The following is a 14,595-nucleotide window of genomic DNA, read 5'->3' as shown; positions in this document are numbered from 1 at the left end:
TGGCTGTTAATTGCAGTTAGCAGGCATTCGCTTTCCGCTCCGATCAAAAGGTGTCAAAATTCAACACCAGGATTTATAACTTAACCTTTTTATTATATAACTTGACTAACCGATTCAATCCACGATTTAGCCATTAGCAGATTACCGGTGGAAGTCATATGCACTCCATCTGTTGTTAAAGGGACTCTCTCATTGACGTGAAGCACTTCAGTAAACGCCTGATGGGCCGGAACTAAAATTGCATTGAACTTCAATGCAAGGTCTTTTACCGTATTTATGTATGGAATGAGCTTCCTATTCCCTTCAGATTGAAGATCTTCTTCAATTACTGTAGGCTCCATTAAAATTAAACGAGCTTTTGTTTTTGCTGCTGCTTCGTCTAAAATTTGCTCATAGATTCTTCTGAAATCATCTGGCATCACCTGTTTCATACCTGGCTGATCAAGCTGTCTCCAGACGTCATTTATCCCAATAGAAATTGTAAGAAAATCGGGCTTTTCATTAATAACATCCTTTTCCCAGCGTGATGCAAGATCCGTCACTCGATTGCCGCTAATTCCCCTGTTGCATACCTCGATTTTGGAGCCCAGCCCTTCTAATACATAATAATCTCTTATTAACCGCACATATCCATGACCCAGGTTCTCAGGATCGGACTTCCGGCCGGAATCTGTAATACTGTCTCCGATAAAAACCATTTTTCCAACTGGCAAGTTTTTATGAACAAACACTGGCATTCGCTCCTTTTTATGCGATATAGTGTTAGCAATTGTATGATTATCATTTTATCATAACAGCCTGGAGGCATTCTCATGAAAACTTTTATCATTACAGGTACATCAAGAGGTCTTGGGGAAGAGCTGGCCTCTCAATTGCTGAATACAGCACATCACGTTATCTGTCTATCAAGATCAAGGAGTGAATTTCTCCAGCAGAAAGCTGAAGAGAAAAAGGCCCCTTTCTTAGAAATTCAAGCAGATTTATCAAAAGCAGAATCGATTCCAGATCTTATGGAACATATTTTCTCTTCCTTTCGTTTTGAGAATCTGCAAGGCATCTATTTACTGAATAATGCCGGTACTGTTCAGCCCGTTGTGCCAGCAGAGCTTGCATCAGCAGGTGAAATGGTACAGAATATCTCGGTTAACCTTATTGCTCCTATGGTATTAACTTCCGAATTTATTAAGAGAACGGCTGATATCCCTGCAGAAAAAAGAATTATGAATATTTCCTCAGGAGCAGCCAGGAAAACCTATGAAGGCTGGAGCAGCTATTGCTCTTCTAAAGCCGGGCTAGATCATTTTTCACGCTGTATCGCTGAAGAACAAAAACATAGAACAAATGGGATTAAATGTGTTTCCATTGCTCCGGGTGTCGTTGATACGAGTATGCAGGAGCACATACGCAGTTTAGAAGAAGGCAAATTTCCGCAGCAGAACCGATTTATAAAATTAAAGGAAGAAGGAAAGCTTTATTCGCCTTCTTTTGCCGCAGAGAAACTGCTGACTGTCCTCTTTGACGATCATTTCGGAAGCGAAGTGATTATGGATATCCGTGATGCTTGAACCAACTTCTCTTAAAAAAGGAATTGAAAGGACATCATCCAGGAAGTAAACCGGCTGTTTCCGAATGAAACAAAGAAAGAACCCGCTTATTTAATTTAGCGGGTTCTTTCTTTGTTATTAGCTTTTTACCGTCTTTACTGCACTTAATATTTGAATGGTCATGGCCCCATTTACTTCATCAACTGTCGAACGGATCAAGACAGGAAAATCCTTGCTGTTTTCAAATTTGAAATCCGGTCCGCCCCACGAAACCGTCGCATCCTTGTCTTTCGGTACATATCCAACCTGTTTGGAATGGTGATGCAGCTCAATAATTTCGAGTCCTGCATTTTCTACTGCGTTATAAAGTGTCGAAGATGTCTGGCAGATTCCTCCTCCAACCCCTTCTACAAACTCTTTATTTACGATTTCAAGAGCTTTTTGAAAGCCTCTTGCTTCCGTTCTTTCGCCAACGATTAAATTGTAGTAAAAGCGGTCTCCAGGACCAAGTACAATGTTATTAATCGCGTTTGATGACAATTTAATATTATGGACCCGGCCTTTAACTGCAGGATTAAAATCTGTTTTGTACTCACCGATTACCTGATTCGTAATCCCGCTGATATCTTCTGCTTTCACATTCGGTACACTTTCTTCAATCGGAAGCGTAATTCGGCTTTCGTAAGCACTTAAATTTTGAAGCATGCCGGATGTTTTTTCTTCATCCAGGACCACTCTTTTCTGCCCGGCTGAAAATTGTCCGTTAGCACCTAACTTTGCCGGCACCATAGGCTGATCAATTTTCTTTGCTAGATCATCTGCGATTGAATCGGCATCTATATCACCATTCGAGGAATCATACGTATAAAGAACATCATTTGTTCTGGAATCAATTAACTCCACTTTGCGGCTGAAATCTTTCGCTTCAAGAACGGTCTCTTTTGTCATTAAATCTTCTGGCTTAGTTACTTCCACTGTGCCCCCCCCTGCTGCTGCACATCCTCCAGCATACAATAGTCCTAACACAATGGCTGATTGTTTTAACAATTGCTCTCTCTCCCAATTCACTATTTATTTCTTGCTCCCCTATAAAACGTTTAAACCATGGAAAATGTTTCATATTTTAATAAAAAGCTTTAAAACTTGGCTGTTGACTGCAATTAGCACTCGGTCCCATATCCTTGTGCGGGCGGTGAGCCTCCCCTTCGCTTCGCGAGTGCGTGGACTCACCTGTCCCGCTGTTCAAAAGATCAAGTCTCGCGCTTTCCACTCCAATTAACAGGTTCCAGTAATCAACATCAGGCTTTAATAGATCCTAATAATAAGAGAAAATTAAATCCATTCCTTGGATGAATCAAATAAATTTTGGAATGAACACCTATAGATTTTACCACTTAAGAGAAATGACACATGTGTATATAGTACCATTTTCACCAAAAAACTAAACTATTAGGCTTAAGATAGAAAGAGGAAAAAAAAGAAAAAAGAAGCTGTGTCACGATTCAGCTTAATCATATCAGTGACTGAATCGTCCAGCTTCACTTTTCAAATCATTCATACCGGGGCTGGCTGTATCGGCCGAACCACTTGAACCGGCTCGTAGAAACTTGTGAGTAAATAATCTCTGCTGCTTTTATCACGAATGGAATATACATAATGATTCCAAGCGGCCTTGTAAGCGGCATGGCAAGAAAAATCTCCCTTAATGCATGCGCTCCGGCTAAGACCTCTTCATCTCTTGTAATCATATGGATTTTTTCAAGTAAAGGACGATCTCTCAGGAATGCAAAGGGAGTTTCTTCTATCGTTTGTACAGAAGACCATTTGATTTTGCATTGCCAGTCTAATGAGGAAAGGAATTTTTTCAAATGAAAACATAATGGACATTGCGCATCATAGAACACGACATGCTTCAAAATATCTCCTCCTATACCTGTTCATTACCACAATGTGAAGCAGCTTAAAACGAGGATTCCCTGGATTTTTCATATAACCTTAAATTTGAGTAAACAGCATGCAAATTCGGTACTGAAATACCTGTCTCGTTCGCCATATTATAAAGATATCCCTGCAGATGTCCTGCTTCAACATTCCCGTGTTTTTCCATGTCTCTTTGCATAGAAGATTTCATTGTATAACTCATCTGATCAATTGTTTGCATATGTTTCTCTGTAATTTGTTCTGACAGAGGTGCATTTGCCTGTCTCATTACAGATTCCAATTCTTTAAACAGCCTTGCTAGAAATTCTCTTGATTCAGGCACTTCTCTAATTGGCCCAATCGGCTGTCTGAAAAGTGTGGTTACACTGGACATAGCTGCGATAAAGAGGTATTTCTCCCACATATCCTGCACAATTAAGCGGCTTGCTTTTGAATCACTTTTGCTTCCATTAAATGCATGCTCGACATTCCGGGCCCTTTCCGTCATGCTCCCATCCCATTCTCCAAAAACGAAACGGTGGGTCTGGCTGGTCTGAATAATGAAACCTTCCGGTGATAGATCAGACTCTATGAAACACAGACCCCCTAGAACCTGATGATCAGAAAACCGCTCTTTCAGCTTATGTATATGATTCATCCCGTTCAGCATCGGTATAATGACCGTATTTTCCCGAACGTACGGTGCAATATCGGATATTGCCTGATCAAGTTGGTAGGCTTTTGTGCTAAGAAGGATCACATCGTATGTTCCCAGATCTCCGCTTGTTATGGTTTCTGGCTGAAAGCTGAAATCACCATGAACGCTTTTTATAATCAGGCCTGTTTCAGCAAGCTGCCGATTCCGTTTTTCCCGTACAAGAAACGTTACATCCTGTTCATTTTCGGCGAGTCTTCCTCCAAAATATCCCCCCACAGCTCCTGCTCCAACAACTAAAAATTTCATTGGATACCTCCTCTTTTAATCCCGTTACTAAATTATACATGAACAGAGAAAAAGCAGGAAAGTATCTGGTTATATTCAAGCTGGCAGTTTCTTATTCATCCAATAGACACCAAATAGAATCATAGCCCCTCCTATTAGTGCTGAAACTGCCATTCTCTCTTGCAGGAGGACTGCTCCTGCAGCCAAGGTAAATAGAGGCTCAATATACAGAAAAGCTGCCACGCTTGAGGCATTCATCCTTGATAACGCCTTTCCCCAAAACCAATAGGCGGCTGCAGAAACAAAGATTGCCAGAAAAAGAAGGTGCGCCCATTGATGATCAGGCATTGTAACTAAAGCATGCCAGCCCCCATTTCTTATCGTAAACGGAAGCATCAGCAGAGAACCAATGACACTTGTGTAAAACGCAATCGTGATTATTGGGTAAGGCACAAATAACTTTTTTAATAAGATGGAGTAAATTGCCCAATTAAGTGTACTGAGCACCATTAATGCAACACCTGCATTAGATGAAGCTTTAAATCCCTCACTGGAAGCGACAAAAAGTACACCTGCGAGGGCTGCAGCCATTCCGAACCCTTTGCTTTTCGTCATGTTCTCCCCTAAAAGTGCGGCCGATAGGATGACGGTAAAAACAGGGGAACAGGCAATCAGCCAGCCAGCGGAAACGGCATCAATGTATTGAAGAGCCAGCACTTGAATCCACTGATGAATGAACACACCGGAAACACCGAGGATTACAAGCTGGGGTAAATGTTTCAATCTGATAGCTAAAGGGATATTAAAAACGGCACCTGCCAGTCCAAGAAGTAAAGAAGCCAGTCCGAATCTTGACGCCACGATTGTATAAGGATCCAGGTTCTGAAGCAAGGATTTACTGGAGACAAAAGAAATCCCCCAAAAAGCAACTGCCGCTAATGCATATAACTTAAAGACAAATCCCTCTCGCAACACGATACCTCCAGAGTAAGACCTGTCCTTATATATATGCTGTTAACGTTTGTTCAGCACAAAATCGCCAATTCCATAATGGCCTCCCAATGGCTTCACTTGCTCTCTTTTTCCGTTTTACCAAATTCAACCGTTTTTATATCTCCCAGGACAATCGTATAAAAGAACAGTCCGATTGCAAGAACCGCTCCTGCAATCATGAAAGATAAATGAAACGACCCGGTTTTATCTACAAGGTATCCGGTAAGGGCAGCCGCTATGATTCCTCCGAATAAATTATTCGAGAAGTTAACGATAGAGCTTGTCTGCCCCTGTGCACCCGGTGGAGAAATTTTGGATGCAATTGTCCATCCGATTGGTGCCGTGGCAGATATTCCGGCAAGGCCAATGGAGATAAATACCATGGAGAGAATCGGATTGCTGGGAAAAATGGCGCCAAGAAATGAAAAACCAATCAGCATTCCGATTATAATGATACCTTTGTAAACCCGATTCGATTTGTGCCCTTTTTGAATCAGCCGGTCAACGAGCCATCCTCCCACCGCTACTCCCGTTATAGAAGCAATTAGCCATGGAATAGCGGTCAGCAAAGAGGACGATAAGAGGTCAACCTGGAATTCTTCTTTAAAATAAGTAGGGAGCCATAGCAATAAAAGATTAAATGTATACCCGTATCCGGTAAAACCAATGGTGACTCCCCATACCTTTCTGCTGGTAAAAAGCTTTTTCCATACGTCTTTTGCCCGGTGAACCGGGATATCTGAAGTATTTGCTCCATATTTTTGAATATAATTGATTTCTTCTTCTGAAATGGTTTTATGTCTGCCAGGCTCGTCGTAATAGCTCCAAAAAATAAGTGTGAAGATGACATTTATGATTCCTAAAACCAAAAAGGCAGTGCGCCAGTCATAAAATGTAATTAATAAAGCAACTAGCGGTCCTCCAAGTACATTCGAAAATTTTGCGGCGGAATCAAATAAAGAATTTGCCAGACCCCGTTCATGATATGGAAACCAGTTTGCCGTGGCTTTAGAAGCAGCCGGAAAAGCAGAAGCGCTCATGATTCCAGTTAAGAACCTTAATAGGTAAAGGAGCAGCTTTCCGCTTATAAATGCGAAAATGATGGTTAATATGCTCCATACCGCCATACCGATTCTTGTAATCCATGATACTCCCCATTTATCGAGCATTGTTCCTATAGGCAGCTGCATCATCGTATAAGCATAATTATATATGGAAAAAACAATACCAATCTCTGTAGCGGACAGGTTGAAGCTGTCCTGCAGCTCAGGCGCCGCGACCGCGATCGCAACCCGGTCAAAATAATTAAGGATAATTATGCTGCATAAGAGGGAGGAAATCGCCCATCTCGTATTTTTCCCCTTCGGTCTTTGAATCGCTGCATCACCCATGAAAATCCTCTCCTTCATTTGCCTGTTAAACCCCTATTAACCTTCCCCGCTCCCTATCCTGCTACCCTTTTTATTCTCAAATGGTTTTCAATGTTAAATCAGGGGAACATAATGATTAAATACAAATTCTAAAATTGTCTTTTCATGTACAGGCAAACATACTATACTGTCCTTATTGCATAAATGTACTTCTACAGAAATGGGGTTTTCTTTTTGCTTTTACAGCCGCTTTTGATTTTCGTCCTGCAGATTTTATATGTTCCAATCCTTACTCTTCGGACGATCTTTTTAGTTAAAAATCAAACGAGAGCTGCCGCTGGCGTTGGATTAATGGAAGCTGCGATTTACATCGTGGCACTTGGAATTGTTTTTCAGGACCTTTCTAATATTTATAACATTATTGCCTATGTTCTGGGCTTCAGCGTTGGGCTGTATTTAGGCGGCAAACTTGAAAACAGGCTGGCAATCGGCTATGTTACCCACCACGTTAATCTTAATGAGCGTTCTGACGAATTAGTTCATGCGCTAAGAAACGCCGGCTTCGGAGTTACGGTTTTCACCGGACAAGGCTTAAACTCCATGCGCTACCGTTTGGATATTGTTTCCAAACGATCAAGAGAGCAGGAACTTATGGAAATTGTAGAAGAAATTGAACCGAAGGCGTTTATGACTTCCTATGAATTGAGATCATTTAAAGGCGGTTACATGGTTAATTCCATGAAAAAAAGAGCTAAAAAGTTTAACAGTGAAAAAAATCAGGAACAAGCAAAAACGGGCGATTCTCAATGAATCGCCCGTTTGTTTTTAAAAATTATCTTTAATCGCCTTTTCAATTAGCCCTTGACATCGCTCAAGTTCAACCTTAAGCTGCTTTTTATAGAGCATCGCAGCGTCAAAATCCCGAAATTCGTAGAATACAACTTCCTGAAGCTTCATTCCCTCTTTCTTTTTCTTCACCTGCTTTAATACGCCATCATCAATTAATTCATGAAGAGCTTTATATACTTCAGAATGATTCGGCTTATAGCCAAATCTTCTGAATTCATCTCTCATATTATCCAGCAGCTTAAGCCCATAAAGCCTTTTCTGGTCTGTCAGTGTGATCATATATAATTTAAGAAATGCCCGCTGTTTAAGCAGGAAACCGCTGCTGTTTCTTGATTCTTTCATTCTGTCCCCTCCTATTGAAAGCATACTACTCCTTTCGCTAATAGAACATGATTTCCCTTTCCCATTTTTTAAAATGCTTCTTTTTACATTTTATTACGGTTTTTAGTTTTAGAGTGATTATTTAGAACATAGTTTATTTAGAATGGTTTTTGTTGGTTATTTATTCAATTAAACTTAACTGCAGGCATTTGCTTTCCGCTCCAAGCTTCAGGGTTTTAAAAATTTACATTATGCTTTAATATAGCCATGCTTTTTCTTTTAGAACAATGTTCATTGGAAAAGACATCTAATTGATTATTTAGAACATGATTCTATTTGTTTTAATTTACATAATGATTTTATATTAAATTCCACAAAAAAAACTGCCGGAACAAGTCCGGCAGTTTCAAGATTTATTGACTTATTTTATTCCTGCTTGTTCAAAAGTTGCCATTTCACAGAGCATTTTTGCTGCTCCCTTTACAATTGGGTAGGCAAGCGCTGCGCCGCTTCCCTCCCCAAGCCTAAGCTGGAGCTTTAAAAGAGGTTCCAGACCGAGCCACTCGAGTGCTTTCTTGTGTCCTGGTTCTTCCGATAAATGGCCTGCAATTAAATAGTCACGGACATTCGGAGAAATGAGAACGGCAAGACACGCTGCCGCCGTGCAGATGAATCCGTCCAAAAGGATTGGGATCCTGTGTTCAGCTGCTGAAAGGATTGCTCCGCACATTCCGGCGATTTCAAGTCCCCCTACTGCTGAGAGCAATTCAAGGGCATTTTCTTTATCGGGACGGTGCTTTTCAAGGGCAATGGTGATTAGCTCGGATTTGCGAGCTTTCTTCTTTTCTTCAATCCCCGTTCCATAGCCTGTAATGGCGTGAACATCAAGGCCTGTGATGGCAGCAAGAAGAGCACTTGACGAGGTGGTGTTCCCAATCCCCATTTCTCCTGGGATGAGGCACTTCACGCCTGATTGGATCATTGCCGCAGCCTGCTCCCTGCCGGTCGAGATTGCCTGCTCAGCCTCGTATTCAGACATGGCTTTTTCTCTGACAAAGTTAGCTGTTCCCATACGGATTTTACAAGCTTGAACTCCCGGGAAAACCTGATGTCCTTTTATCCCTATGTCAACTACCGTCATCTGAGCTTCAATCATTCTTGCGAAAACGTTAATGGCTGCCCCTCCGCTGCTGAAATTTACAGCCATAAGCGCCGTAACGTCTGAAGGAAATGCAGAAACTCCTTCTTCTGTAATGCCATGGTCGGCTGCGAAAACAAGGACGCCGGGCGGACAAACGGAAGGAAACGGATTGGCTGTTATTTCTGCAAGCTGAACAGCCAGACTTTCAAGCCTTCCTAAACTTCCAAGGGGTTTTGTTAGCTGATTAATATGCTCGCTTGCTTTTTCACCCGAAAGCCGGTCTATTGGTTTGATATTGAATGCCATGTTCATCGCCGCTCTCTCCCATTCAGCCCATTATGTAATGAGTGATGGCGTGTGCTACACCATCTTGATTATTGGTAAGAGTTTCTCTGTCACAAAGTTTCTTCACATCCGGATCTGCATTTCCCATAGCAATGGATAATCCCGCAGCTTCCATCATAGGGACGTCATTGAAATTATCTCCTATCGCAACCGTGTCCTCCATTTTAATACCTAAATGGGAAGCCATAATTTGAAGTCCCTGCCCTTTATGGCCGTCTGGATTCATGATTTCAAGGTTATTCGGACCAGAAGAAGTCGGGGCAATACCGTCGATGCTCTCAAGGGCTGGGAGCAGCTCCTCCTTTAAAGCTTGATCAAGGGTTAAGATAAAGAATTTTTGAATAGACAGTCCTTCTTTGTTCAATAATTCTTCAACAGAATCAAAGAGCTTTACAGCTCCATCCGCTTTTGGCTGTTCCGTAATTCTTTTATATTCAGCTTCTGATATGGAATGCTTGCCATCCAGTGCTTCTAATGCGGCGGTTGTCCGTTCAGCCCAGCTGTTCAGGACGTAGATGCCTTCGCTCGTATAAATTTTATACGGTACATTCTTTTTATCAAGCAAAGCTGCCGATTCCTTGACTGCACTTTCGCTGATCGATACCCTCGATAGGAGTTTTCCTTTCGAATAAACAACTGTCCCATTGCTCCCGGCAAGATCACATTGCAAATTAAATTCCTTTAAAACTGCCTGAATATCTTCTGGTGCCCTGCCGGAACAAATCATGACATGATGCTCTTCCTGCGCTTTTAATAGTGCATTTCGATTCACATCAGAAATCTCCAGCTGCGATGAAAGCAGCGTTCCGTCTAAGTCAATTGCAATCAGTTTCATTATGTATGTCTCCTTTATCTTCAATCTTCCTTGCTGCATATCTATCTTACACGTATTATGCTCGTTCGTCATGACTTTGCTTTATTTTGAAGCACTGTTTAACTTGGCTGCTGAGATTGGAATTTGTTCTGTGCTGCGGGCTGCCCGCTGTCAGCGTAGAGGAAAATTAAGCCAATGGACCAAATCGTTTTCGTTCAAAAAAACGATTTAAGAACAGCAACCATTTAAAATAGCCGGCTCCGAAAATGGAACCGGCTGGCGGATGCTATCTGATTTGACCATTCCCTTTAAGCTTGAGCTTTGTCGTAGTTAATGCCGGAAGACCCATCGGACCTCTTGCATGGAGCTTTTGTGTCGAGATGCCGATCTCTGCTCCAAAGCCTAATGCACTCCCATCAGTGAACCGTGTTGAAGCGTTGTGATAAACAGCCGCTGCGTCCACCCTGTTAAGAAATTCTTCGGCGGAATCTGCATCCTCTGTAATGATTGCTTCGGAATGCTTCGTTCCATACCGGTCAATATGATGAATCGCATCCTCCATATTTTCAGCTGTTTTCACTGCAACATCCAAGCTTAAATATTCATCTGCCCAGTCCGGCTCTCCGGCTGCGGCGGCTCCATCCAAAACATTCATTGCCGCTTGATCAGCATGAACTTTAATCTTATTTCTCTTAAGTGTCTCATTCAATATGTCTTTATTAGCAGAGAGCCATTCTTTATGAACAATGATCGTCTCAGCAGCGTTACAAACAGCAGGACGGTCTGTCTTAGCATTCACGATAATGGATAATGCTTTTTCACTATCTGCGTGTTTGTCGACATAAATGTGGCAATTGCCGACTCCTGTCTCCAGCACAGGTACAGTAGCATTTTCCACGACCGCATGGATCAATGCTCCGCCTCCGCGCGGAATGAGAACATCAATGTATTCTTTCATTGTAAATAGCTCCTGTGCTGCTTTACGGTCTGTGCTTGAAATAAACTGGACTGCGTCTTCCGGAATGTCCGTTTTGGATAATCCCTGATGCAGAATATTTACAATCGCTTGATTGGAGTAAAGAGCAGAGGAACCACCTTTTAGCACAATCGCATTGCCTGATTTAAGCGCAAGCCCTGCAGCATCGGCTGTTACGTTTGGTCTGGCTTCATAAATCATCCCGATTACTCCTAAAGGAACGGAAACTTTTTCAGCCGACAGTCCGTTATCAAGCTCCCACTTTTCCTGTATTATACCTGCAGGATCTTCAAGATCGATAAGCTTTCTAAGCCCGCCGGAAAGTTCTTTGATTCTTGATTCACTCAATTTTAAACGGTCCATATACGCTTCGTCGTACCCTTTTTTTCTTCCCGCCTCAAGATCTTTTGCATTTTCGTCTAGAATGTACGGGATGTTAGCTTCTAATTCATCAGCGAGTTTTTCCAAAGCACGGTCTTTCGTTTTCGTATCCAGCATCTTTAAAACATTTGCTGCTTTTTTTGCCTTAATCGCCTGGTCCTCTACTGTTTGACTTTCCATTAATAAAGTCATCCAATTCCTCCCATCAGATTATACGCCCGCTGGCATAGGAAAATCCAGCCGGCAGACTAAGCCTTCGCTGTCCACTATTGCTTTTGCATTCCCATCCATTCCTGTTACATCCAAGCCTCGGAAATTTGAAAGCTGTTCAGATGAATAGTTGACGATACCGAGTCCTATTTCCTCTCCCCGATCATCTTTAAGTCTCACAACGGCACCATGCTTAAATCGGCCTGATACGTTTAAGACGTGCTGAGCATGCAGTTCACCTGAATGCTCTACTATAGCGGTTTTTGCTTTATCATTGACGGTTACGCTTCCCTCTGGTCCTGAATTAAAGGCAATCCATTGCTTGCGGTGATCCAAACCGTCACCTGCCATGCTTGGATTAAAATAGGTTCCTTTAGCAGTACCGCTGACTGCATCCCCAATCAATCCTTTTATTCCCGATTTCCCTAGAAAAGCCGGGATTCCTGAAGCCATCGTGATTTTAAATGCTTCAATTTTAGACTTCATCCCGCCTGTTCCTACACCGGTCCCTGGATCACCGGCAGAATCCTCAATCTCGGATGTGATTTCATGCACATTTAATAGAAGTTCTGCATGCGGATTTTTCCTGGGATCACTATCATATAATCCGTCTATATCCGACATGATGATGAGCTGATCTGCATCCACTAACCCTGCCACCTTAGCGGAGAGAGTGTCATTGTCTCCGAACTTCAACCGGTCAATTGTGACTGTATCATTCTCATTTACTATCGGAACAATGCCTCGATCCAGCAGAATTTTTAATGTATTTCGCGCATTCATATATCTTTTCTCATCAGAAAAGTCACTTCTCGTTATGAGAATTTGGGAAGCCACATATCCATGGGACAGGAAGTATTCCGAGTACGCCTCCATCAGCAGGCCCTGACCAATGGATGCTGCTGCCTGCTTCTCTGTTAATGCCGTCGGCCGGTCTACACAGCCAAGCTTGCGATATCCTGCCGCTACTGCTCCTGAAGATACGAGGAGAACTTCGTGTCCTTCTTCCTTTAATTCCACAACTTCCTCTACAATTCTTTTCAGCTTCCTTCTGCTGATTTCTCCGTGAAGACTGGTTAAAGAGCTGCTTCCAATTTTAATGACAATGCGTTTTTTATTAGTCAACTGTGATCACTCCTATGATTACTTAACCAAAATCGCTTCCTCTAATTGTTCACTCATTTCTTTAGACCGTTCAGCGGCTGATAAAATCGCTTGTGCGATAGCATGGCCGCCTCCGTTAAATTTAAAGGCTTCAAGTCCGGCTGCTGTGGTTCCATTTGGAGACGTAACGTTTTCCCTAAGCTGTGCCGGTGTTTCCTCCCTGCTCATCATCATTTTCGCTGCCCCTAAAATTGTCTGGGCTCCTGCTTTCCTGGCCATTTCAGGGTCCATTCCATTTTCTTCTGCTGTTTTTTCAATGCTTTCCATTAAATAATAGAAGTAAGCGGGACCGCTGCCTGCAATTCCGGTAAATAAATCCATCTGGGTTTCTTTTATTACAAATACCTTTCCAATAGATGCCATTAATTCCTCCGCCATCCAAACGTTTTCCATTGAAACATTCGGACTTGGCGATAACGCTGTGGCTGACTCTCCTATCATGCTCGATGTATTTGGCATCACTCTGATTACCTGCTGTCCGCCGTGAAGGCATGCTTCAATAAACTGATTGGATATTCCCGCGAGAACCGACAAAATGGTTTGTTCCGGCTGAATTTTTTCTTTGAGCGGCTTCATAGCTTTTTCTGCATCCTTAGGCTTCATAGCCAGGATAAATGCATCCATTTCTTCATATGGCAGTTCTTCTGTATGCATGGCTTGTATTCCGTATTTTAGAACTAGCTCTTCTCTTCTTTCACGATTGCTTCTATTTGTTACGTAAATATTTTCCCTTTTTACTGTGCGTGATTCCGTTATGCCCGATATCATGGCTTCAGCCATAGATCCTGCCCCTATAAATGCAATTTTTATTTCCTTCATAATATTGACCCCCTGTTTGCACCTAATTAAATCAACTTTTAACAAGATTTTATTGAATGGATTTTTTTAAGGTAAAGCGGATTACGATCCATTTCTCTTACGGTGTATTTACGCTGTTTTCACTGTTCGCATTTTGTTCGTATAATTAATTAACGTTACCTATCGTAACATGACCGCAAATAGTGTCAAGACGGCAAAAATCCTCTAATAACCGAGTATTTATATGATGCACATACGAGTAAGCGCTTGCAAATTCCCATTTAATTCTTAATGTTCTGATATTTAACGACCGCTCTTCCAATTGATTTCAGCTTAAGATATCAGCAGGGCAGCCGTTTACCTTTCCGTACTTCCTGCCGAGATTCTCTTTATTCTTAAGCTCTGTTAAACTTTGCTGTTGATTTCCGTTGCAGGCGACCAGCGGGGCGGGCGGTGAGCCTCCTGATATGAACGAAACTGTCAAGGCCTCCACTCATTCTTCGGTTAGGTACTATTTTTGACCATGTTTAAGAAGAGAAGCTCATTTTGGCTTCTTTTTTTTTGCGGTATTTCGACAAACAGCGGTTTAATTACCTCCTACTTTTTTATGGAAAAGACAGGAAGGACACGGCACGAAGGCAAAAATTTCAACGGCGGTTAGCACTCTGATATTCGTGGGTTCTCACATTTTATCTTTCCGTATAAAGGACCTTGCCACAAACTCGGCACGTGCGTTCATCTAAATGCGACTAGCACAGAGGAGGCGCGTGGATTTTCCTTTCCGGTTTTACTCTTTGCCTTCGAGCCCTATTCTCCATATTCTATT

General features: G+C 42.1%; 14 protein-coding genes. 2 read left to right on the top strand and 12 right to left on the bottom strand.

What is annotated here, in order from left to right; translation table 11 throughout:
• Window positions 1–92: 92 nt before the first annotated feature.
• Window positions 93–731 (bottom strand): SGNH/GDSL hydrolase family protein, encoded by a 639-nt coding sequence (locus AS29_RS17575; RefSeq protein ID WP_442854542.1) that lies wholly within the window; start codon window positions 729–731, stop codon window positions 93–95.
• Between the two features lie 81 nt (window positions 732–812).
• Between AS29_RS17575 and AS29_RS17570 the strand changes: the two genes are divergently transcribed.
• Complete coding sequence (locus AS29_RS17570) at window positions 813–1,565, top strand: (S)-benzoin forming benzil reductase (RefSeq protein WP_035411308.1); 753 nt, start codon at window positions 813–815, stop codon at window positions 1,563–1,565.
• A gap of 117 nt (window positions 1,566–1,682) precedes the next feature.
• On the opposite strand, the gene AS29_RS17565 is transcribed toward AS29_RS17570, so the two are convergent.
• From AS29_RS17565 to AS29_RS17545, 5 genes are all read right to left on the bottom strand, one after another.
• Window positions 1,683–2,519: a VanW family protein gene (locus AS29_RS17565; protein ID WP_156505977.1), complete on the bottom strand. Its 837-nt coding sequence runs from the start codon at window positions 2,517–2,519 to the stop codon at window positions 1,683–1,685.
• A gap of 575 nt (window positions 2,520–3,094) precedes the next feature.
• Entirely contained in the window at window positions 3,095–3,460 is a 366-nt protein-coding gene (locus AS29_RS17560; RefSeq protein WP_035411306.1) for a thiol-disulfide oxidoreductase DCC family protein, read from the bottom strand.
• Window positions 3,461–3,504: 44 nt separating this feature from the next.
• On the bottom strand, window positions 3,505–4,428 hold the full coding sequence (locus tag AS29_RS17555; protein ID WP_035411303.1) for a ketopantoate reductase family protein: 924 nt from the start codon (window positions 4,426–4,428) through the stop codon (window positions 3,505–3,507).
• A 75-nt stretch (window positions 4,429–4,503) separates the two neighbouring features.
• The gene (locus tag AS29_RS17550; RefSeq protein WP_035411300.1) at window positions 4,504–5,379 is read right to left on the bottom strand and encodes a DMT family transporter; all 876 of its coding nucleotides are present in this window, start codon (window positions 5,377–5,379) and stop codon (window positions 4,504–4,506) included.
• 95 nt (window positions 5,380–5,474) lie between these two features.
• The gene (locus AS29_RS17545) at window positions 5,475–6,809 is read right to left on the bottom strand and encodes an MFS transporter (protein ID WP_442854541.1); all 1,335 of its coding nucleotides are present in this window, start codon (window positions 6,807–6,809) and stop codon (window positions 5,475–5,477) included.
• A gap of 195 nt (window positions 6,810–7,004) precedes the next feature.
• On the opposite strand from AS29_RS17545, the gene AS29_RS17540 reads away from it, so the two are divergent.
• A complete protein-coding gene (locus tag AS29_RS17540; RefSeq protein WP_231889980.1) occupies window positions 7,005–7,580 on the top strand; it encodes a DUF2179 domain-containing protein in 576 nt (191 codons plus the stop codon).
• Window positions 7,581–7,595: 15 nt separating this feature from the next.
• Here AS29_RS17540 and AS29_RS17535 read toward each other — a convergent pair whose 3' ends face one another.
• From AS29_RS17535 to proC, 6 genes are all read right to left on the bottom strand, one after another.
• On the bottom strand, window positions 7,596–7,961 hold the full coding sequence (locus tag AS29_RS17535; RefSeq protein WP_035411293.1) for a helix-turn-helix transcriptional regulator: 366 nt from the start codon (window positions 7,959–7,961) through the stop codon (window positions 7,596–7,598).
• A gap of 400 nt (window positions 7,962–8,361) precedes the next feature.
• Window positions 8,362–9,387 (bottom strand): nicotinate-nucleotide--dimethylbenzimidazole phosphoribosyltransferase, encoded by a 1,026-nt coding sequence (gene cobT / locus AS29_RS17530; RefSeq protein ID WP_035412001.1) that lies wholly within the window; start codon window positions 9,385–9,387, stop codon window positions 8,362–8,364.
• Window positions 9,388–9,409: 22 nt separating this feature from the next.
• Window positions 9,410–10,261: a Cof-type HAD-IIB family hydrolase gene (locus AS29_RS17525; RefSeq protein WP_035411290.1), complete on the bottom strand. Its 852-nt coding sequence runs from the start codon at window positions 10,259–10,261 to the stop codon at window positions 9,410–9,412.
• 265 nt (window positions 10,262–10,526) lie between these two features.
• On the bottom strand, window positions 10,527–11,789 hold the full coding sequence (locus AS29_RS17520; protein WP_035411288.1) for a glutamate-5-semialdehyde dehydrogenase: 1,263 nt from the start codon (window positions 11,787–11,789) through the stop codon (window positions 10,527–10,529).
• 18 nt (window positions 11,790–11,807) lie between these two features.
• On the bottom strand, window positions 11,808–12,932 hold the full coding sequence (gene proB / locus AS29_RS17515; RefSeq protein ID WP_035411285.1) for a glutamate 5-kinase: 1,125 nt from the start codon (window positions 12,930–12,932) through the stop codon (window positions 11,808–11,810).
• A gap of 18 nt (window positions 12,933–12,950) precedes the next feature.
• The gene (proC, locus tag AS29_RS17510) at window positions 12,951–13,790 is read right to left on the bottom strand and encodes a pyrroline-5-carboxylate reductase (RefSeq protein ID WP_156505975.1); all 840 of its coding nucleotides are present in this window, start codon (window positions 13,788–13,790) and stop codon (window positions 12,951–12,953) included.
• Window positions 13,791–14,595 lie beyond the last annotated feature (805 nt).

The sequence above is a fragment of the Bacillus sp. SJS genome, assembly GCF_000732485.2.
Classification (GTDB): domain Bacteria; phylum Bacillota; class Bacilli; order Bacillales; family Bacillaceae; genus Metabacillus_B; species Metabacillus_B sediminis.
Note: the sequence above shows the minus strand (reverse complement) of the source record. Positions and strands in the feature narration are given on the sequence as shown.

Coding starts and splice junctions, on each gene's coding strand:
- AS29_RS17570 (WP_035411308.1), top strand. CDS start 813: ATGAAAACTTTTATCATTACAGGTACATCAAGAGGTCTTGGGGAAGAG.
- AS29_RS17555 (WP_035411303.1), bottom strand. CDS start 4,428: ATGAAATTTTTAGTTGTTGGAGCAGGAGCTGTGGGGGGATATTTTGGA.
- AS29_RS17545 (WP_442854541.1), bottom strand. CDS start 6,809: ATGAAGGAGAGGATTTTCATGGGTGATGCAGCGATTCAAAGACCGAAG.
- AS29_RS17535 (WP_035411293.1), bottom strand. CDS start 7,961: ATGAAAGAATCAAGAAACAGCAGCGGTTTCCTGCTTAAACAGCGGGCA.
- cobT (WP_035412001.1), bottom strand. CDS start 9,387: ATGGCATTCAATATCAAACCAATAGACCGGCTTTCGGGTGAAAAAGCA.
- AS29_RS17525 (WP_035411290.1), bottom strand. CDS start 10,261: ATGAAACTGATTGCAATTGACTTAGACGGAACGCTGCTTTCATCGCAG.
- AS29_RS17520 (WP_035411288.1), bottom strand. CDS start 11,789: ATGACTTTATTAATGGAAAGTCAAACAGTAGAGGACCAGGCGATTAAG.
- proC (WP_156505975.1), bottom strand. CDS start 13,790: ATGAAGGAAATAAAAATTGCATTTATAGGGGCAGGATCTATGGCTGAA.